17 protein-coding genes are annotated in these 19,570 nt (G+C 62.7%); 8 read left to right on the top strand and 9 right to left on the bottom strand.

The features are described 5' to 3' along the window. Nucleotides 1-221: 221 nt before the first annotated feature. The 3 genes from MHY87_RS10470 to MHY87_RS10460 all read right to left on the bottom strand — a co-directional run bounded on the left by MHY87_RS10470 (nucleotide 222) and on the right by MHY87_RS10460 (nucleotide 2,225). Nucleotides 222-1,130, bottom strand: a complete 909-nt coding sequence (locus MHY87_RS10470) for a bifunctional helix-turn-helix domain-containing protein/methylated-DNA--[protein]-cysteine S-methyltransferase (RefSeq protein ID WP_239351593.1) — start codon at nucleotides 1,128-1,130, stop codon at nucleotides 222-224. Between the two features lie 79 nt (nucleotides 1,131-1,209). Then, the gene (locus tag MHY87_RS10465; protein WP_239351591.1) at nucleotides 1,210-1,566 is read right to left on the bottom strand and encodes a cell envelope integrity protein TolA; all 357 of its coding nucleotides are present in this window, start codon (nucleotides 1,564-1,566) and stop codon (nucleotides 1,210-1,212) included. A 146-nt stretch (nucleotides 1,567-1,712) separates the two neighbouring features. Beyond that, the gene (locus tag MHY87_RS10460; RefSeq protein ID WP_239352257.1) at nucleotides 1,713-2,225 is read right to left on the bottom strand and encodes a DUF2244 domain-containing protein; all 513 of its coding nucleotides are present in this window, start codon (nucleotides 2,223-2,225) and stop codon (nucleotides 1,713-1,715) included. Nucleotides 2,226-2,245: 20 nt separating this feature from the next. Between MHY87_RS10460 and nth the strand changes: the two genes are divergently transcribed. Next, nucleotides 2,246-2,989: an endonuclease III gene (gene nth / locus MHY87_RS10455; RefSeq protein ID WP_239351590.1), complete on the top strand. Its 744-nt coding sequence runs from the start codon at nucleotides 2,246-2,248 to the stop codon at nucleotides 2,987-2,989. On the opposite strand, the gene MHY87_RS10450 is transcribed toward nth, so the two are convergent. Both MHY87_RS10450 and MHY87_RS10445 read right to left on the bottom strand, forming a co-directional pair. Then, entirely contained in the window at nucleotides 2,986-3,231 is a 246-nt protein-coding gene (locus MHY87_RS10450; protein ID WP_239351589.1) for a hypothetical protein, read from the bottom strand. The two genes, nth and MHY87_RS10450, sit on opposite strands and share 4 nt — an antisense overlap. 3 nt (nucleotides 3,232-3,234) lie before the next feature. After that, nucleotides 3,235-4,032, bottom strand: coding sequence for an undecaprenyl-diphosphate phosphatase (locus MHY87_RS10445; protein ID WP_239351588.1), 798 nt, complete (start codon nucleotides 4,030-4,032; stop codon nucleotides 3,235-3,237). Nucleotides 4,033-4,324: 292 nt separating this feature from the next. On the opposite strand from MHY87_RS10445, the gene MHY87_RS10440 reads away from it, so the two are divergent. From MHY87_RS10440 to MHY87_RS10430, 3 genes are read left to right on the top strand one after another with little or no spacing between them, the layout of a single operon-like run. Beyond that, nucleotides 4,325-5,017, top strand: coding sequence for a glutathione S-transferase family protein (locus MHY87_RS10440; RefSeq protein ID WP_239351587.1), 693 nt, complete (start codon nucleotides 4,325-4,327; stop codon nucleotides 5,015-5,017). Beyond that, nucleotides 5,014-6,159, top strand: a complete 1,146-nt coding sequence (queG, locus tag MHY87_RS10435; RefSeq protein WP_239351586.1) for a tRNA epoxyqueuosine(34) reductase QueG — start codon at nucleotides 5,014-5,016, stop codon at nucleotides 6,157-6,159. Before MHY87_RS10440 ends, queG begins: the two co-directional genes overlap by 4 nt. Next, nucleotides 6,156-7,022, top strand: a complete 867-nt coding sequence (locus MHY87_RS10430) for an SDR family oxidoreductase (protein WP_370644913.1) — start codon at nucleotides 6,156-6,158, stop codon at nucleotides 7,020-7,022. Before queG ends, MHY87_RS10430 begins: the two co-directional genes overlap by 4 nt. Here MHY87_RS10430 and MHY87_RS10425 read toward each other — a convergent pair. Together MHY87_RS10425 and MHY87_RS10420 are read right to left on the bottom strand one after the other, a co-directional pair. Further along, nucleotides 7,010-7,933 carry a GNAT family N-acetyltransferase gene (locus MHY87_RS10425; RefSeq protein ID WP_239351584.1) on the bottom strand — a complete coding sequence of 308 codons (924 nt, stop codon included), beginning with the start codon at nucleotides 7,931-7,933 and terminating at the stop codon, nucleotides 7,010-7,012. The genes MHY87_RS10430 and MHY87_RS10425 overlap by 13 nt on opposite strands. A 144-nt stretch (nucleotides 7,934-8,077) precedes the next feature. Beyond that, complete coding sequence (locus MHY87_RS10420) at nucleotides 8,078-9,613, bottom strand: YifB family Mg chelatase-like AAA ATPase (protein ID WP_239351582.1); 1,536 nt, start codon at nucleotides 9,611-9,613, stop codon at nucleotides 8,078-8,080. 474 nt (nucleotides 9,614-10,087) lie between these two features. Between MHY87_RS10420 and MHY87_RS10415 the strand changes: the two genes are divergently transcribed. After that, nucleotides 10,088-10,561 carry a response regulator gene (locus tag MHY87_RS10415; RefSeq protein WP_370644889.1) on the top strand — a complete coding sequence of 158 codons (474 nt, stop codon included), beginning with the start codon at nucleotides 10,088-10,090 and terminating at the stop codon, nucleotides 10,559-10,561. A gap of 9 nt (nucleotides 10,562-10,570) precedes the next feature. Here MHY87_RS10415 and mutS read toward each other — a convergent pair whose 3' ends face one another. Continuing rightward, nucleotides 10,571-13,300: a DNA mismatch repair protein MutS gene (gene mutS, locus MHY87_RS10410; protein WP_239351579.1), complete on the bottom strand. Its 2,730-nt coding sequence runs from the start codon at nucleotides 13,298-13,300 to the stop codon at nucleotides 10,571-10,573. A gap of 147 nt (nucleotides 13,301-13,447) precedes the next feature. Here mutS and MHY87_RS10405 point away from each other — a divergent pair, with 147 nt between their 5' ends. From MHY87_RS10405 to hrpB, 3 genes are all read left to right on the top strand, one after another. Continuing rightward, on the top strand, nucleotides 13,448-15,739 hold the full coding sequence (locus tag MHY87_RS10405) for an NADP-dependent malic enzyme (protein ID WP_239351578.1): 2,292 nt from the start codon (nucleotides 13,448-13,450) through the stop codon (nucleotides 15,737-15,739). 265 nt (nucleotides 15,740-16,004) lie between these two features. Further along, a complete protein-coding gene (locus MHY87_RS10400) occupies nucleotides 16,005-16,625 on the top strand; it encodes an HAD family phosphatase (protein WP_255726523.1) in 621 nt (206 codons plus the stop codon). Between the two features lie 102 nt (nucleotides 16,626-16,727). Continuing rightward, on the top strand, nucleotides 16,728-19,193 hold the full coding sequence (gene hrpB, locus MHY87_RS10395) for an ATP-dependent helicase HrpB (RefSeq protein ID WP_239351577.1): 2,466 nt from the start codon (nucleotides 16,728-16,730) through the stop codon (nucleotides 19,191-19,193). Here hrpB and MHY87_RS10390 read toward each other — a convergent pair. After that, a complete protein-coding gene (locus MHY87_RS10390; RefSeq protein WP_239351576.1) occupies nucleotides 19,190-19,567 on the bottom strand; it encodes a methylglyoxal synthase in 378 nt (125 codons plus the stop codon). The genes hrpB and MHY87_RS10390 overlap by 4 nt on opposite strands. Nucleotides 19,568-19,570: the final 3 nt, after the last annotated feature.

Genomic DNA, 19,570 nt, shown 5'->3' with positions numbered 1-19,570 from the left:
CAGACCGCCGAGCCCCGAAGCGGCCCGGCCCATGGCTTACATGTTGATTGACTAAAACAGGCCCGCATCGAACCGAGGCGACCCTGATGGCGCTGATATAAGAAGGGGTTTCAAACGCTGCAAGACGATCCTGAAGGCTAGTTGGCTTCAGGACACGAGAGTTTATCCCTGTTGCACGGCTGCAATAGGGGTAAGATACTGGAATGCCTTATTTTTTGAGCCTAAGCCTCGCTGTTGCTCAAACCTCTTCCCGCTTCCCAGCCCAAGATCGCCTGCTTGCGGGTGAGGCCCCAATGGTAGCCGGTGAGCGCGCCGGAGCGGCCGAGCACCCGGTGGCAAGGGACCACGAAGGAAACCGGGTTCTTGCCCACAGCCGCGCCCACGGCCCGGCAGGCGGCGGGCTTCCCGATATGGCGGGCGATGTCGGAATAGGTGGTGGCCTTGTCGCGGGGAATGCGCAGCAGGGTCTGCCATACCCGCACCTCGAAATCGGTGCCGATGAGCACGACTCGCAGGGGCTGCTCCGCCTGCCATTGCGACGGGTTGAAGATGCGCCGGGCGAGTGGGGCCGTGGCGGCGGCATCCTCCACGTAATGGGCTTTCGGCCAGCGGCGGGTCATGTCGGCAAGGGTTGCCTGCCGGTCGCCGTCATCCACGAAGCCGAGGCCCGCGAGACCCCGTTCCGTCGCGACGAGGATCGCCTCGCCGAAGGGGGAAGGGTGGAAACCGTAGCGCATGGTGAGGCCCGCTCCGCCGACTTTGTAATCGCCCGGCGTCATGGCCTCGTGGGTCACGAAGAGATCGTGCAGCCGGGCCGGACCCGAGAGACCGAGTTCGTAGGTGACGTCGAGCACGCTGGCGGAATCGGTCAGCAGCGCCTTGGCATTGTCGAGAGTGATCGCCTGCAGGAAGGCTTTTGGGCTCAGCCCCGACCAGCGCCGGAAGAGATGGTGCACATGGGTGGTGGACAATCCCACATGGTCGGCAATGGCCTCCAGCGAGGGCTGCTCGCGCCAGCGCTCCGAGATGAACGCAATGATCCGGCGCACCCGCTCATAATCCGCATGGGGCTCATCCGGCAGCGTGATTTCGCTGGGTTCGATGGTGATGTCGCGCAAGGTATCGAGCATGGCGTTTTCCTCTTGTGGGCACTCTAGGCGGTCTCAGGAGGAGGCGACACCCGATTTCTGTGATGTTGATCCTTGGATCTTACTGCGCGTCGAACCGAATTCGTAAGGTTCTCCAGTCCCGGTAGAGGGAAGCAAATTCCTTGGGGACCTTGAACGGAGCACATTTGTCGATAGCGCGCAGGGCCGCCCGAGCCATCAGAGAATCGGGCAGGCCGTGGATGACCTCAGGTTGGCGAGTCAAAGCTCCGTTCGGCTCCAGGCGCAGCTCGACGACAACGGATTCGGCGCCGCGCTCTTTCTCCGGAAGGATGTAACAGGATCTGACTTGCTGCTGGAATATCTCGATCAGAACTCTCCGCTGATCCTGCGCCTCGGCGGCAGGGCTCGATAGACTGAATACCACTGAGGCAAGCAGCAATGTTGAGAGGCGGCTCATGAGATGCCCTTTCACTCAAGGTCGATTGTCAGGCATCGTATGAAACATTGTTCTATTCGACAACGGCTTCATGCCCGTCATCTGAGCGATATTCGTCACCGAGACGGCGGCGAGACACTTGGATGGGCAATCCATTTCCACCCGGCTCAATAGCCGCGCTTCACATCCGACAATGCTCGGCTGAACGCTTCGGCGAAGGTCTCTCGCTCCTCCGGCGAGAGATCGCGGGCGATCACCACGCGTTCGTTGCGGGAGGCGAGCGCGAGTTTCTGCAGGCCGTATTCCTCGTCGACTTCCCGGTCCAGACGGGTCCAGAGCGGGTTGAACTGCCATTCGCGCATATCGCCCCGCTCGCTCACTTTGCGAAAGAGCAGGCGGATCGGCGTCAATTCCAGAAGCTCGAAGGCCTGGGCCTGCCGGTAGCTGATGCGGAATGCGATGTAGAGGCCGAGGAAATCGAGGCCGAAGAAACCGGCGACGGGCCAGAATCCCATGATGACGAAGGGGAGGCTCGCGACGATGGAGGTGAGGCAGACCAGCGCCATCACGATCCTGAAGCCCTGCGGGCTCAGCGACCGGTGCGGACGGATGACGGCCGAGAACACCGGCTTCTCGAACCGGTCGGCCCCATCGTCAAATGTCGCCTTGCTGCCTGCCATGGTCCAGATATAACGCAAGCATGTCCGATCTGAAGTCTGCCTCCCGCCGCAAATCGTCACCGAAATCAAAGGCTGCCATTCCGGCGAAGGCCGTGAAGGCTGCGGTTCGCCTGCGCGTGCCCAAACCCGTCGACAAGGCGACGATGATCGAGATTTTCCGCCGTCTCCACGAGGCGAATCCGGAACCCAAGGGCGAATTGGATTACACCAATCCTTACACGCTGCTCGTGGCGGTAGCATTGTCGGCGCAGTCGACGGACGTGGGCGTCAACAAGGCGACGAAGGACCTCTTTCGCATCGCCGACACGCCGCAGAAAATGCTGAAGCTCGGAGAGGATGGACTGAAGGAACACATCAGGACGCTGAACTTCTTCAACACGAAGGCGAAGAACGTGATCGCCGCAGCCAAGCGCCTCGTGGATGAGTTCGGCGGCAAGGTGCCCAATTCCGTCGAGATCCTGGAAACATTACCCGGCGTCGGGCGCAAGACCGCGAGCGTCGTGGTGAACATCGCCTTCGGCGATCCGCGCATCGCGGTCGATACGCATATCTTCCGTGTCGCAAACCGCTTGCCGCTCGTGAACACGAAGACGCCGCTGGAAACGCAAGCGCCGCTGGAGAAGCTGATCCCGAAGGAATATCTGCTCCACGCGCATCACTGGCTGATCCTGCACGGACGCTACATCTGCAAGGCGCGCAGGCCAGAATGCTGGCGCTGCCCTGTCAACGATCTCTGCCGTTATCCGGACAAAACGATCCCTTAGGGCTTCAAGCAACGCGGTGCTTTTCGCACGCATGCGATGCCAGGCGTCGAGCAGGCTAATCCTTGCGGGGTACGGGCGCAGACGATGCAGCCGTCCGTCCATTCCGAGCAGGCCGGCTCACCCGCAGTTTCTCCCTGAGAGCGCGCAGGCGTCGATGCGCCCGCGACAACGGCGAAGGCCACGATCATGAGAGCGATGATCGCGGCCAGCGCAACGGCGAAGAACTCGGTGCGCCCCAGCATGATTCACCCGAAAGCGATGAGGGCCGCAAGGCCCAGAGCACCGACGATGATCCGCCAATAGGCAAACGGTGTAAAGCCGTGACGGGAGACGTAGTCGAGCAGCTTCTTCACCACCACGACGGCGGCGATGAAAGCGGCGATGAAGCCGACGACGATGGTGATGGCGTCGTTCGCCGACAGGAACTTGTAGTTCTTCAGGAGATCGTAAGTGAAGGCGCCCGCCATGGTCGGCATGGCGAGGAAGAAAGAGAACTCCGCCGCCGCGCGCTTCGAGGCGCCCATCAGCATGGCGCCGACAATGGTCGCGCCCGAGCGGGAGACGCCGGGAACCATGGCGAGGCACTGGAGCAGGCCGATCTTCAGATACATGGGCAGGGGAAAACGCGTTGCGTCGTCCTGTGTCGCCGTCAGGGGCATCCGGTCGACCATGAGCAGCACGAAGCCGCCCGCGATCAGGGTCATGCAGACGATCCACGGGTTGAACAGCACGTCCTTGATGAAGCCGTGCAGCACGGCGCCGATGAGGGCCGCCGGCAGGAAGGCGATCACCACGCCGATCACGAAGCGCCGCGCATCCGGATCGTAGGGAAGGGCTTTCGCGATGGTCCAGAGCTTGTTGAAATAGACCGAGAGGATCGCGAGGATCGCGCCGAGCTGGACCAGCACCTCGAAGGTCTTGCCCGTGGATTCAAAGCCTAGGAAATGTCCCACGAGAAGCAGATGTCCGGTGGAGGAGACCGGCAGGAATTCGGTCAGTCCCTCGATGAGGCCCAGGAAGAGCGCCTCGATGATATTGTCCATCGTTGAAAATCCTTAGATAGGCGCCAGATGCAGGGGCGTCCCCGGACGTGTCAAGAAAGCATTGCAACTGCGAAGCAGTGTTCATGCGTTTAGCGCATCGTGTGGAAAAGTGGACCCGGTTTTCCGCCCTAAACGATGCGCTACTTCATAAACTGAGCATCGAATAGATCCCAAAAGTGCCTTCCACTTTTGGGTCCGATGCTCTGAAGCATGAGATTCACCAAAATTCCTTACCGCCCGTTAACAAAGCGCGGCCTTATTCTCGCCGCCTGTTTCGCGTCTCACATAGTCCATGGCCACCCTGCATTCTTATCCCTTCTGCCCGCATTCGCGGTTCGCACGTCTTATTCTGGCGGAGACTGGCCTTGAGCCGGATGTCGCCGAGGAGAAGCCGTGGGATCGGCGCATGCCGTTCCTGGAACTGAACCCGGCGGGTAACCTACCGCTCCTGGTCGACGATAATGGCTTGGCCGTTGCGGGGGCGCGGGGAATTGCGGATTATCTGGACGATGTTCGTGGGGAGGAATTGAGGGACCGCAGGCTTCTGCCTCAGGAACTGACCCAGCGGGTCGAGGTGCGCCGCCTGCTCGACTGGTTCCTGGGCAAATTCCACGAGGAGGTCACGGACTACCTCGCCACGGAAAAGATCTACAAGCGGTTCATGCCATCCGATCTCGGCGGCGGGCCGCCGGACATGAGTGCGATTCGCGCTGCGCGCACCAATGTGCGATACCACCTGAAATATATCGGTTTTCTGATTTCCAAGCGGAATTGGCTGGCCGGCGACCAGATGACCTATGCGGATCTGGCGGCGGCTGCCCATCTCTCGGTGGTGGATTATCTCGGCGACGTGCCATGGGACGAGGACGAAACAGCGAAGCTTTGGTACGCCCGGGTGAAATCCCGGCCGTCGTTTCGCGCGCTCCTGGCGGACCGGGTGCCGGGCATGGCCCCGGCGGACCATTACGACAATCTGGACTTTTGAGCGGAGAGGCTCTCAAGCGTGCCTTCGTTGAGCGCGCCAAGGAGATCGGATTCGACACAATCCGCATCGCGTCACCGGATTCCATTCCGCTTGCACCGGAGCGCCTGAAGGCATGGCTCGAAGCAGGCCATCACGCCTCCATGTATTGGATGGTTGACACAGCTGAGCGCCGCGCCGATCCGCGCACGCTCTGGCCCGAGGTGCGCAGCATCATCCTGCTCGGCGTGAATTACGGTCCCACGAGCGATCCGCTCGCGACACTCTCGCAGAAAGATCGCGGCTCCATCTCCATCTATGCCCGCAATCGCGACTATCACGACGTGATCAAGGGCAAGCTGAAGGAGATTGCAGGTTTCCTGGCGGCCAAGGCTTCTTCCGACGTAAAGGTGTTTGTCGATACCGCGCCCGTCATGGAGAAGCCGCTGGCTGAGGCGGCGGGCCTCGGATTCCAGGGCAAGCACACGGTCATCGTGTCGCGTGAGTTCGGCAACTGGCTGTTTCTCGGCGCCATCTTCACGACGGCGGAGCTGCCCGTCGACGAGTCTGAGCAAAACCATTGCGGCTCGTGCCGCCGCTGTCTCGATGTCTGCCCGACCAATGCCTTTCCCGCGCCGTTTCAGCTCGATGCGCGGCGCTGCATTTCGTATCTCACGATCGAGCACAAAGGGCATATTCCGGAAGACTTGCGCACCGGCATCGGCAACCGCATCTTCGGCTGCGACGATTGCCTGGCCGTCTGCCCCTGGAACAAGTTCGCGCAGGCGAGCCGCGAGGTGAAGCTCATGCAGCGCGAGGATCTTGCGGCCTTGCCGCTGGCGGAGCTGGCGCGGCTCGACGATCCGACGTTTCGCACGCGCTTTTCCGGCACGCCGATCAAGCGCACAGGGCGCGACCGGTTCATCCGCAACGTACTCATCGCCATCGGCAATTCTGGCGATGATGCCCTGGCGGATGAAGCCGTGCGCCTTCTCGATGATGAATCACCGCTCGTTCGTGCCATGGCGGTTTGGGCCGTCGGCCGGCTGCTGCCGCGCGAGGCTGTCGCCCCTCTCGGCGGCGCACGTTTTGATCACGAAAGCGATGAAGGCGTGAGGAAGGAGTGGAATCGCGTGCTCTCGACGAGAGAGGGAGTGGCCGCGTGAAGCTCTTCGTGTTCGGCCTCGGCTATTCCGCCCATGCCTTCATCCGCTCGAACTCATGGACGCATGTGGCCGGTACAGTGCGTGAGCATGACAAGGCGCAGCGCCTCAAGCAGGATGGTATTTCCGCTCATGCGTTGTCACAGGATGACACGGATTTGACCGATGATCTTCGCCGTGCGGACGCCATCCTCGTCTCTGTTCCGCCGGATGCCGAGGGTGATCCTATTCTGAAACGATTCTCGAATAAGATCGCATCATCCAAGGCTTCATGGATCGGCTATCTTTCCACCACTGGAGTCTATGGCGACCACGCCGGCATGTGGGTTGATGAGGCAACGCCCGCGACGCCGCAGAGCCGGTCATCGGTGCAGCGCTATGCGGCTGAGCAGGTATGGCTCGATCTCGGGCGACAGACAGGGAAGGCCGTGCAGATTTTCCGCCTGACGGGTATCTACGGCCCAGGCCGGAATGCCCTCGCCAATCTCGCGCAAGGCACCGCGCGGCGCATCGTGAAGCCGGGCCAGGTCTTCAACCGCATCCATGTGGAGGATATCGCGGCGACGCTCGCCGCATCCCTGCGAAAGCCGCGTGCGGGCGCGATCTATAATGTGACGGATGACGAGCCTGCCCCGCCGCAGGATGTGGTGACTTTCGCGTCATGGCTCGCTTCCGTCGAGCCGCCGCCGGAAATCGCTTTCGAGGCTGCGGAGATGAGTCCGGTCGCGCGCAGCTTCTATGCGGAAAACAAGCGCGTATCGAATCGTCTGATCAAGGAAGAGCTTGGCGTGCGCCTGGCTTATCCGACCTATCGCGAAGGCTTGCAGGCGCTCTACGTAGCGGGTGAGTTCGCTCAGGCCGCGTGACGGTTCGCGGCCGGACCGAAGTGATCGATGTAGCGCGGGTTGATTGCTGACACGGGCAGGATGACGAGCACATCCGTCGTTCCGAATTGCTTATCGATCACCGCGCCTGTGCCGAAGGTTGCGCCAAGACGCAGATAGCCTTTGATCAGCGGCGGCAGGGCATGCAGCGCGGCTTTGGGATCGACCTCATCTTTCGGCAGAACGTCCATGCGGGTGAAGCGGTCGGGCAGGGCGCGCGCCTGCCACTCGGCGGGAGCGGCGGCGTAATGATGCAGGAAGCTCAGGGGCAGGGCGTTATCCTGCGGGTTCGTGCCTTCAAGGCTTGCGCAGCCGAGCATCACGTCGATCTTGTAGTGAAGCACATAGGTCCAGATGCCGTGCCAGAGCAATTCGACGGTGCGCTTGTTCCGATAAGGTTCGAGCACGCAGGAACGGCCGAGTTCCAGAAAGCGCAGATTGGAATGCGCGTTCAAGAGGGAAGCGATGTCGTATTCGCCTCTCGTATAGAAACCTTGGTGACGCTCCGCCACATCCTGGCGCAGCAGGCGATATGTGCCCACCACCTTCGGCTTGCTGCGAAGGCGGCCGCTCTTCGCCGCATGATCGAGCACGAGGAGATGATCGCAGATCCGGTCGTACTCATCCACGTCGCGCCGCGAGAGGACGGAAGCCCCCTGAGGCACGGCGGACATTTCCTCGTAGAAAACCTTGAAGCGCAGCTTCTGTGCGCGCCTGATCTCTTGCGTCGTCGTCGCAAGGCGCACTTCCAGGGGACCGATACGGCCGAGCACAGGATCGAGCGTGCCGTAATTGCGCACGGTCCGCCCCACTATCTTGCCGAATCCCTTCAAGGCAGGCAGCAGCGCAGGTTTCACGGACGAGGTTGTTCCGTTCAGCGAGGAAGAAGTCATCGAACTCTCTCGGACCGGATCGTTGGAGAATGTGCCGGTCTTACGCTCTGACATAGCCGTTATTTCAAACTGTTTTGTGACAAAATATATCGCAACTGACGTAGGATTCGACAAGGAGAGCCGGCTCACGTTTTTGGGCGGGTTTCACGCTGCCGAGCGGCGGTCCGTATGGGCTCGATAGGACAACGCTTCGGCCACATGAATGCGCCGCACGCGCTCTTCTCCATCGAGATCGGCCAGCGTTCGGCCAACTTTCAGCACACGATGGAAGCCGCGCGCGGATAGGCGCATGGCATTGGCGGCATCGCGGATGAGCGACAATCCGTCCGAATCGGGCTGAGCCACTTCTTCCAGAAGTGCGGGCGGGCAGGCGGCATTCGTCGTGATGCCGCGTTCCGCAAGCAAGGCATAGCGCTTTTCCTGCAGATTGCGCGCAGCCGCCACGCGGGCGGCCACCTGAGCCGAGCCTTCTTCCGGAGGCGGCAGGATGAGGTCGGCGGCCGTCACGGCGGGCACTTCGATGGCGAGATCGATGCGGTCGAGGAGAGGACCGGAAAGACGTGCCTGATATTGCGCGATGCAGCGCTCGTTCGGTTGGCGGCGGCAGACATAGCCGGGTTCGGTGCCCTGTCCGCAACGGCAGGGGTTCATGGCCGCGATGAGCTGGAAGCGCGACGGATAGGTCACCCGGTGATTCGCGCGGGCGATCAGGATCTCTCCCGTTTCCAGGGGCTGGCGAAGCGAATCGAGCACCTGCGGCTGGAATTCCGGCAACTCGTCGAGGAAAAGGACGCCGTGATGAGCGAGCGAGGCTTCGCCAGGACGCGCATTGAGGCCGCCGCCCACGAGAGCCGCCATGGAAGCCGAGTGGTGCGGAGCCCTGAAGGGCCGCCTGTTCGAGAGCGCGCCATTCGCAAGAAGGCCCGCTACCGACTGGATCATGGAAACTTCCAGGAGCTCGCGGGGCGAGAGCGGCGGCAGGATCGAGGGCAGGCGCTGGGCCAGCATGGATTTGCCGGCACCGGGAGGGCCGCTCATGATGAGGTTGTGCCCGCCCGCGGCTGCGATCTCGAGTGTCCGCTTGGCGCTTTCCTGCCCCTTGATGTCCCGAAGGTCAGGCAGGGCGTTGGAGGAGGGCATGATGGCCGGCTCCGGCCTGCTCATCACCTGCGTGCCCTTGAAGTGGTTGGCGAGCTGAATCAGGGAGCGGGGGGCGAGGATGTCGAGTTCGCTGCTGGCCCAGGCCGCCTCTGAGCCGCAGGCCTCGGGGCAGATCAGCCCGTGCTGCCGCTCCACGGCCGCCATGGCGGCGGGCAGAACACCGGCGACCGAGGTAATCGAGCCGTCGAGCGCCAGCTCACCCAGCACCGTGAAGCCGTTGAGGGCATCGCCCGGAATGGCATCGATGGCGGCCATGACGCCGAGCGCGATGGGAAGGTCGTAATGGCTGCCTTCCTTCGGCAGATCGGCAGGCGCCAGGTTGACGGTGATGCGCTTGGCCGGAAGGGCGAGGCCCGAGGCGATCAGGGCAGAACGCACCCGCTCGCGGGATTCCGCCACGGCCTTGTCGGGCAGGCCGACGATGGTGAAGGCGACGGTGCCAGAGGAGATCTGCACCTGTACATCGACGGCGCGCGCTTCGATTCCCTCGAAGGCAACAGTGGAAACGCGCATGACCATGAGGTTCGAACTCCGCAAGAAGGCGGAATTTTAGCGCGGCCTTATGAAACGCGATAGTGTTTCGCAAAAGGGAAATAAGCCTGTGCAAACCTTTGAAAAAGCAGGGAACCCTCTCGGCTTCATGACGTTGAGTCACACTATGCCGGCAAAATGGGCCCGAAGCCTATCTAAGGGGATGATCCTTCCGTGACGAGACAAGCAATCATGGCAAGCAGGGAAGCCGGATTGAGGATGCTTCGCGCACACGCAGGCGCCGATGCCTTGAAAGCTCCGACATGAACAGGATTCTCATGCCACTCCGGTCCTCTTCCCGGTCATTCCTTCCGGCGGGAAGAGGGGTGCCGCAACGGCATGTTTCGCAGGCCGGGTCCATTCACGGCCACTTTGACGATATTCACAATCAACAGCTGAAGGGACGGTTGACTTGGCTCCTGATAAAGCCAGGTAAATCGGCTGGATCCCTCATGCCGCAGGATGCCGAGGAGGCACGGGTTGAGTAAAGTGACGCCTTTGCGCATCCTCATCGTCGAGGATGAGTTCCTGATCGCCCTGGAGCTTGAAAGCCTGCTTCAGGATGCCGGGCACGATGTAGTGGGAATCGCCGCGTCCTCCGAGGAGGCCCTCTCTCTCAGCAATCAGCTCTCGCCGGATCTCGCCTTCGTCGATATTCATCTGGCCGACGGCCTGACCGGCATCGATGTGGCCCGTCACCTGTCCGACCAGCATCATGTGACAGTCCTGTTCATGACAGCCAATGCCAAGCGCATCCCGGAGGATTTTGCGGGCGCGCGCGGCGTGATCGCCAAGCCCTATACCGAGCGCGGCGTGAAGGAGGCCTTGGCTTACATCACGGCTGAACAGAAGCAGGAAGGCGACAGGAACGAGAGGATGACTTTCGTCCCTTTCGATGAAGAAAGCCGTGAAGACAGCAAATCTCGACTGTCCTGACAGTCCCGTTTATCGCTGAGCCTTCAGGCGATAGAGCGCATCCAGCGCTTCCCGGGGCGTCATCTGGTCGGGATCGAGGGCGTCGAGCGTCTCACGCAGCTCATCCTTCTGCGCAACCGGCTTGGGCTGCTCCGTGCGAGCGGGCGCGGCGAAAAGCGGAAGATCGTCGACGAGCGCACGCTTGGGATGGTCCCGGTCCGACTTCTCCAACTCGCTCAGGATCGTCTTTGCACGCTCGACCACGGCGGAGGGCAGGCCCGCGAGACGCGCTACCTGCAAGCCATAGGAGCGGTCGGCCGCGCCGGGCACCACCTCATGCAGGAACACCACGTCGCCGTGCCATTCCGTCACCTTGAGGGTCGCGTTGGAGATTCGCGGCAGGCGTTCCGAGAGCGCCGTCAGCTCGTGGAAATGCGTGGCGAACAACGCACGGCAGCGATTGGCCTCGTGCAGATGCTCGATGGCGGCCCAGGCGATGGACAGGCCATCGAAGGTGGAGGTGCCGCGTCCGATCTCGTCGAGAATGACCAGGGAATGCGCGGTGGCCTGATTGAGGATCGCGGCGGTTTCTACCATCTCCACCATGAAGGTCGAACGGCCGCGCGCGAGATCATCAGCAGCGCCCACGCGGGAGAACAGGCGGTCGACGATTCCGATCCGCGCTTCTTTCGCGGGCACGAAAGAGCCCATCTGCGCGAGCACGACGATAAGCGCGTTCTGGCGCAGATAGGTCGACTTACCGCCCATGTTCGGGCCGGTGATCAGCAGGATGTGGCCTGCATCCTTCCCCGACAGATCGGCATCGTTGGCGATGAAGGCGGTGCCTTCGCGCTTGAGTGCCGCCTCGACGACAGGATGGCGCCCGCCCTTGATGCTGAAGGCAAGACCCGTGTCGACAAGAGGTCGCGTCCAATCGAGGCGAACAGTCAGATCGGCAAGCGCCGCCGTCACGTCGATCACGGCAATGGCTTCGGCGGCTGAGGCAACTTCGCTCGACAGGTCGAGCAGTTCCTGCGTCATCGCTTCGAACAGGCCGAGTTCGATCTTCAGCGCGCGGTCCGATGCCGATGCGATCTTCGCTTCCAGCTCGCCCAGTTCCTGCGTGGAAAAGCGCATGGCGCCCGCCATGGTCTGGCGGTGGATGAAGGTATCCTTGAACGGCTCCTTGAGCAGATCCTCGCCCACATTCTGCGGCACTTCGACGAAGTAGCCGATCATGTGGTTGTGCTTCACCCGCAGCGTTCTGCAGCCGGTATCGTTGGCGTAGCGCGTTTGGAGAGCCGCGATGAAACGGCGGGAATCTTGCTGCAATTCGCGCAGCTCGTCGAGATTGGCATCGTAAGCGGCGCGGATGAAGCCGCCGTCGCGCTTCAGTAGCGGAAGCTCGTCGGCAAGCGCTGCCGCGAGCTTGTCGGCCACATCCGTGCGCAGAGACTGAAGCTGCTGCGCATTGCTGAGGAGTTCCTTCGGCAGATTGGGGGCGATGGCGAGTTCGAGCCCCAGCTCGCGCGCCGCGAACAATCCGTCGCGCACGCAAGCCAGGTCGCGCGGCCCGCCGCGTCCGAGGCTGAGGCGCGAGAGCGCGCGCGCCAAATCCGGCGAGCGCTTGAGGATGCGCCGCAGGCGCTCGCGCAAGTCCGCATTGTCGACCAGGAATTCCACGGCATTCTGCCGCTCGTGAATCATGGCGGGATCGGTGAGGGGGCCTGCCAGCCGTTCCGCAAGGCAGCGCGCGCCGCCCGGCGTCACGGTGCAGTCGATGGTGGCAAGTAGGCTTCCAGCGCGTTCGCCGGACAACGTGCGCGTCAGCTCGAGATTGGCGCGGGTCGCCGCATCGATGGCAAGGGCCGCACCCGCATTCTCGCTGGAGGGCGGGTTGAGAACGGGGCGGCTGTCGATCTGCGTCTTCTCGATATAGAAGAGCACGCTGCCCGCTGCCGTGATCTCGGCGGGACCGAAGGAGCCGAAGGAGTCGAGCGTCGCGACACCAAAATATTCCTTCAAGCGCCGTTCGGCGGAAGCGGGATCGAGACCCTCACGGGACAGAGGCGTGATGGAGGCGCGCGTCTCGCGCCAGAAGCCTACGAGTTCCGGATCATCGTGGATGACGTCCGGCACGAGAATCTCGCGCGGCTCGAAGCGGGCGATCTCTGCGGGCAAGCCCAAGGCATCCGTTTCGCTCACCACGAAATGGCCGGTGGAGATGTCGACGGCGGCAAGGCCGTAGCACCATTGCGTGTCGGAGACGCGGCGGCGGGCAATGGCGAGAAGGAAATTGGCGCGGCCCGGTTCCAGCAGGCGCTCTTCCGTGATCGTGCCGGGGGTGACAAGGCGCACCACATCGCGCCGTACCACGGATTTGGAACCACGCTTCTTGGCCTCCGCCGGATCTTCCGTCTGCTCGCAGACGGCGACCCGGTGGCCCAAGCCGATGAGGCGCTGGAGATAATCGTCCGCCCGGTCCACGGGCACGCCGCACATGGGGATGTCCTGCCCCTGGTGCTTGCCGCGCTTGGTCAGCACGATGCCGAGCGACCGGCTCGCGATTTCCGCATCCTCGAAGAACAGCTCGTAGAAGTCGCCCATCCGGTAGAACAGCAAGCTGTCCGGATTGGCGGCTTTGATTTCCACATACTGCGCCATCATGGGCGTGACGCGGGTATCCTGCGCCGGCTTTTCGCCGGCAGGGGAGGTCTGTTCGGGGTTCTCGGAGGCTTGGTACAGGGCTTGGGACGACATCCGCCTTATGTAGCAAAGCCTGCTTCCCCTTTCACCCGTATCATGGCCGCTGAACGAGGGGTGTGCACAAGTCTTGAGGCGGATTGCCCCAGGCCTTAAGGTCGCATCCCCTTCGAAAGCACGCCTCCAGGCCAAAAAGACAGATCCATGACCGACGAAACGCCATCGACCCGCCGCAAGCGCCCCACCTTCACCGACCAGGAAGCGTTGCAGTTCCATGCTCAGGGCAGGCCCGGCAAGCTCGAGGTGGTGCCCACCAAGCCCATGGCGACCCAGAGGGACCTGTCGCTCGCTTATTCACCGGGCGTGGCGGTGCCGGTTCTGGCGATTGCGGAAAACCCCTCTCTCGCCTTCGACTACACGACCCGCGCCAACATGGTGGCGGTGATCTCGAACGGTACGGCGATTCTGGGTCTCGGCAATCTCGGCGCTCTGGCGTCCAAGCCGGTGATGGAAGGCAAGTCGGTCCTTTTCAAGCGCTTCGCGGATGTGGATTCCATCGACCTCGAGGTCGATACGGAGGATGCGGACACCTTCATCAATTGCGTGCGCTATCTCGGCCCTTCCTTCGGCGGTATCAATCTGGAAGACATCAAGGCCCCCGAATGCTTCATCATCGAGGAGCGCCTGCGGGAACTCATGGATATTCCCGTCTTCCATGACGACCAGCACGGCACGGCGATCATCGCGGCGGCAGGCCTCATCAATGCGCTGCACCTCACCGACCGCGACATGGCGAAGACCAAGCTCGTGGTGAACGGCGCGGGTGCTGCCGGCATCGCCTGCACGGAGCTTTTGAAGGCCATGGGCTTTGCGCCCAACAACGTGATCCTCTGCGACACGAAGGGCGTGATCTACAAGGGCCGCACTGAGGGCATGAACCAGTGGAAGTCGGCGCACGCGGCGGACACCAACGCGCGCACGCTGGCCGATGCCCTGAAGGGCGCGGATGCGGTGTTCGGCCTCTCGGCCAAGGGTGCGTTCTCGGATGAGATGATCCGTTCCATGGCGGAAAACCCGATCATCTTCGCCATGGCCAATCCCGATCCCGAAATTACGCCGGAGGAAGTGGCGCGTATTCGCGACGACGTGATCATCGCCACAGGCCGCTCGGATTATCCGAACCAGGTCAACAACGTTCTCGGCTTCCCTTACATCTTCCGTGGCGCGCTCGACGTGCAGGCAACCACGATCAATATGGAGATGAAGGTCGCGGCAGCTCAGGCGCTCGCGGAACTCGCCCGCGAGGACGTGCCGGACGAGGTGGCCGCCGCATACCAAGGCGCGCGCCCGCGCTTCGGCCGTGACTACATCATTCCCGTGCCGTTCGATCCGCGCCTGATCCACACCATTCCGATGGCAGTGGCGAAGGCCGCGATGGAGACGGGCGTTGCGCGCCGTCCCATCGTCGACATGAAGGCCTACAAGGCCCATCTCTCCGCCCGCCGCGATCCCGTGGCCGGCACGCTCAACCGCATCTTCGAGCGCGTGCGCAAAATGCCCAAGCGCGTGGTGTTCGCGGAGGGCGAGGAGGAGCGGGTCATTCGCGCCGCCCTGTCCTTCGTCAATCAGGGCCTGGGCCGCGCTATTTTGGTTGGACGCGAAGAGCGGATCTTCGAGACCGCGACGCAGGCCGGCATCGATCTCGAAGGCCGCGAAGGCATCGAGATCCACAACGCGCGCCTGTCGTCCCGCAACAGCACCTATGCGCAGTTCCTTTACGAGCGCCTGCAGCGCAAGGGCTATCTCTTCCGTGACTGCCAGCGTCTGATCAACCAGGACCGCAACCACTTCGCGGCCTCCATGGTGGCCCTCGGCGATGCGGATGCCATGGTGACAGGCGCGACGCGCAACTATTCGACGGCGCTCGCCGACGTGCGGCACGTGATCGACGCCAAGCCCGGCCATCGCGTCATCGGCGTCTCGCTGTGTTTGGCGCGTGGACATACGGTTCTGGTGGCGGACACCGCCATTCACGAAATGCCGAATGCGCAGGAGCTTGCCGAGATCGCCATCGAGTCCGCAGGGGTCGCTCGCCGTCTCGGTTACGAACCGCGCGTGGCGCTGCTGTCGTTCTCCACCTTCGGACATCCGCGCGCGGAACGCGCCGAAAAGATTCAGGAAGCCGTGCAGATCCTCGATGGGATGCGCGTCGATTTTGAATACGACGGCGAGATGGCGGCGGATGTGGCGCTCAACCGCGATCTGATGGCGCAATACCCGTTCAGCCGTCTGACAGGGCCTGCGAACGTGCTCGTCATGCCCGCCTTCCACTCAGCCTCAATCTCCACGAAGATGCTGCAGGAGCTCGGCGGCGCAATGGTGATGGGGCCGCTGGTGGTGGGCCTCGACAAGCCGGTGCAGATCGTTTCCCTTGGCGCGACCGACAACGACATCGTCAACATGGCGGCGCTCGCCGCCTACAATATCGGTGGATAACCAGTATTGGTCGCAGACAGCATGAGGTGGGAGGGGCCTTCTCACCCACCTCATGGCGAGAGAGCCCCGGGCCTTTCAGCCTTTGCGTACGGATGACTGAGCGCAAGGCGATTGGGATTAGTTTCAGGTTTGGTTCATCAAGGACGTTATTGGATGGCGCGTCTCCCGAGGATGGCCATGTTTGTTTCACGCGCGGCCAAGCGTTCCTGAAGAGATAGAGCTGTTTCTGAAGAGATAAAACTAAAGACAAGAAGAGGGGCAAATCTTGAGCATTCGGCAACCGACCACCGTCGTGTTCGACATCGGCAACGTTCTGCTGCGCTGGGATCCGCGCAATCTCTACCGCCGCATCTTCCCGGATGAGACGGAGATGGAATGGTTCTTGGGCAATGTCTGCACCAATTCCTGGAACCTGGAGCAGGACCGGGGCCGCGATTGGGACGAGGCTGTGGCGCTTCTCGTGAAGGATCATCCCGCGCATGAAAGCGCCATCCGCGCGTATCACGAGCGCTGGCCCGAAACCGTGGCTGGCGTTTTCGAGCAGAACGTCGCTCTTCTCCAGAAGCTGCGTGAAGCGAATGTGCCGAACTACTGCATCACGAATTTTTCCGGCCCCAAACTCGTGCTGGCGAAAGAGGTCTATCCGTTCCTTGACGGCTTCGACGGCATCATCGTCTCTGGCGACGAGCAGTTGCTGAAGCCCGATGCTCCCATCTATCGTCTCCTCCTTGAGCGCTATGGGCTCGAGGCGGAGGATTGCGTGTTCATCGACGATTCCCGGGCCAATGTCGAAGGCGCGCGTCATGTGGGCATGCACGCGATCCATTATCCCGACGAGCAGGTCGATCTTGCCGCCGAGCTGCGGCACTACGGCTTCCCGGTCTAATGGGCTCATTCCGTCATCCCCAGTGGTCCGAAGGGGCCGGGGATGACACAGGCGGTTTAGTGAAAGGCTTGCTCTTCGATCAGGCTTGAGCCATCAGGCTTCATGCGCGTTTTCGACACCTCCCTCCCCATTGACGCGGTCCTCGCCGATCTGACGGCGAGCCTGCAGGCGCACGCCAATGCGGTGCTCGTCGCTCCGCCCGGTGCGGGCAAGACCACGCGCGTGCCGCTGGTGCTGCTCGACGAGCCCTGGGTGCAGGGCGGGAAGATCATCGTGTTGGAGCCCCGCCGTCTGGCGGCCCGAGCCGCTGCCGAGCGCATGGCGCAGACGCTGGGCGAGCAAGTGGGCGAGACAGTGGGCCTTCGCGTGCGCCTCGGCTCCAAGATCAGCCGCAGGACGCGGATCGAAGTGGTGACCGAAGGCGTGTTCGCCCGCATGATCCTCGACGATCCGAGCCTCGACGGCATCGCCGCCGTGCTCTTCGACGAATTTCATGAACGTTCCCTCGATGCCGATCTCGGGCTTGCCCTCGCGCTCGATGCACAGGGCGGCCTGCGGGAGGATCTGCGCCTGCTCGTCATGTCGGCCACGCTCGACGGGGCGCGCGTCGCGAAGCTGTTGGGCGATGCGCCGGTCATCGAATCCGAAGGCCGAGCTTATCCCGTGGAGACGCGTTATCTCGGCCGCGATCCCAACCGGCGCATCGAGGAGCAAGCGGTGGACGCTGTCACGCGCGCCTTGCGCGCGGAGAGCGGCTCGGTTCTCGTGTTCCTACCGGGGCAGGGTGAGATCCGCCGCGTTGAGACGATCTTGCGCGAGCGCATCACCGATTCTGCCGTCGACATCGCGCCGCTTTACGGTGCGCTCGATCGCGGCGAACAGGATCTGGCGGTGAGCCCCGCAAAGCCAGGGCGCCGCAAGGTGGTTCTGGCGACATCCATTGCCGAAACATCGCTCACTATTGAAGGCGTGCGTGTGGTGATCGATTCAGGTCTCGCGCGTGTGCCGGTCTATGAGCCTAATATCGGCCTCACGCGACTTGAGACCGTGCGTGTTTCCCGCGCCGCCGCCGACCAGCGCCGGGGTCGCGCGGGACGAACGGAGCCCGGTGTCTGCTATCGCCTGTGGGAAGAGGCGGCGACAGGCGCGCTTGAACCCTTCGTGCGTCCTGAAATTCTCGCAGCCGATCTCGCGCCACTGCTTCTCGATTGCGCCGCATGGGGCGTAACCGATCCTACGACGCTCGCTTTCCTCGATCCGCCGCCAGCACCTGCGGTGAAGGAGGCGCGAGCGCTTCTTCAGCAGCTTGAAGCGCTCGATGATGAAGGGCGCATCGCTGAAGTCGGGCGGCGTCTGCGTGATCTGCCATTGCCGCCGCGTCTCGCGCGGATGATTCTAATGGCGGGTGAGAGCGGACAGGCGCGCGATGCCGCCGATCTCGCCGCCGTTCTCGTGGAACGCGGGCTTGGCGGCGACATGGTGGATTTGACCGAGCGTGTCGAACGCTTCCGCCGTGATCGCTCGCGGCGCGCGGAAGACATGCGGCGCATGGCGGAGGGTTGGGCGAAGGCTCAAGGACATTCCGCGAAAGTCGAGCCGTGCTCATTCGGCGCTATGCTCACGCTCGCCTATCCCGACCGTCTCGCGAAAGCTCGCGGCAAGCCCGGTGAATATCTCATGGCCAATGGCCGAGGCGCATCGCTCGAAGCGCATGAGCGCTTGGCAAAGGAGCCTTATCTTGCCATCGCGGAAATTGCAGGCGGAGCTGCCTCCGCGCGTATTCTCGCGGCAGCACCCATTGCGCTTGAGGAAATCGAGATCGCTTTTGCGGACCACATCGACCAGAAAGATGAGGTCGCGTTCGACCGTCAGGCCAAGGCCCTGCGCGCGCGCGGCGTGCGCCGTCTCGGCGCGCTTGTCTTCAACGAGCGCCCGCTGAAGGTGCCCGCGACCGAGGAAGCGGCGAGTGCGCTCGCCGAGGGACTCGTGTCGCTGGGGCTCGATGCGCTTCCGTGGTCGAAGGCGCTGGCGCAGTGGCGCGAGCGCGTGATGTTTCTGCGCAAGGCCGAAGGCGATGAATGGCCCGATCTGTCGGACGAAGCTCTGGCGGAAACGGCAGCGGAATGGCTTGCGCCGCATCTCGTGGGCAAGTCGAGCCTTAACGATATTGGCGCCGACACCTTAAGCGAGGCTGTGCGCAGTCTTCTGCCGTGGAACTTGCAACGCCGTCTCGATGCGGAGGCGCCGACGCATATCGAGGTGCCGACAGGCTCGCAGATTCCCATCGATTATAGTGCGGAGGAAGGGCCGGTTCTGGCCGTGCGCGTGCAGGAACTCTTCGGTCTCGACAAGCATCCCGCCATCGCGGCGGGGCGCGTGCCGCTCATTCTGCATCTGCTCTCGCCCGCGCAGCGGCCCATCCAGATCACACGCGATCTGCCGGGCTTCTGGCGTGGGTCATGGGCAGCGGTGCGTGCCGACATGCGCGGGCAATATCCGAAGCATCCCTGGCCGGACGATCCCCTCACAGCACCGCCGACACGGCGCGCGAAGCCGCGCGGGACCTAATCCCGAAACGTCTTGATCAGTCGTTCCGCCGTTGCGCGGTTCAGGGCCATCGGGATGTTGTAGACCAGCGACAGGCGCATCAGAGCCTTCACGTCCACATCATGCGGATGCGGCGAGAGAGGATCGACGAAAAAGAACAGTGCGTCGATCTTACCTTCCGCGATCATCGCGCCGATCTGCTGGTCGCCGCCGAGCGGGCCGCTCTTCAGGCGCGTGACGGAGAGCGCCGGGCAGCGCTCCATGATGCGCCCGCCGGTGGTGCCCGTGGCAAACAGCGTGCAAGGGCGAATGTCGTTTTCGAACATGGCGACGAACTCGGCCATGTCGTTCTTCTTGGCGTCGTGGGCCACGAGCGCCAAAGTCAGTTGCTTCATGGG

This window comes from Microvirga sp. ACRRW (assembly GCF_022346925.1).
Classification (GTDB): domain Bacteria; phylum Pseudomonadota; class Alphaproteobacteria; order Rhizobiales; family Beijerinckiaceae; genus Microvirga.
The sequence above is the reverse complement of the archived record's forward strand: the minus strand, read 5'-3'. Positions and strand labels throughout refer to the sequence as shown.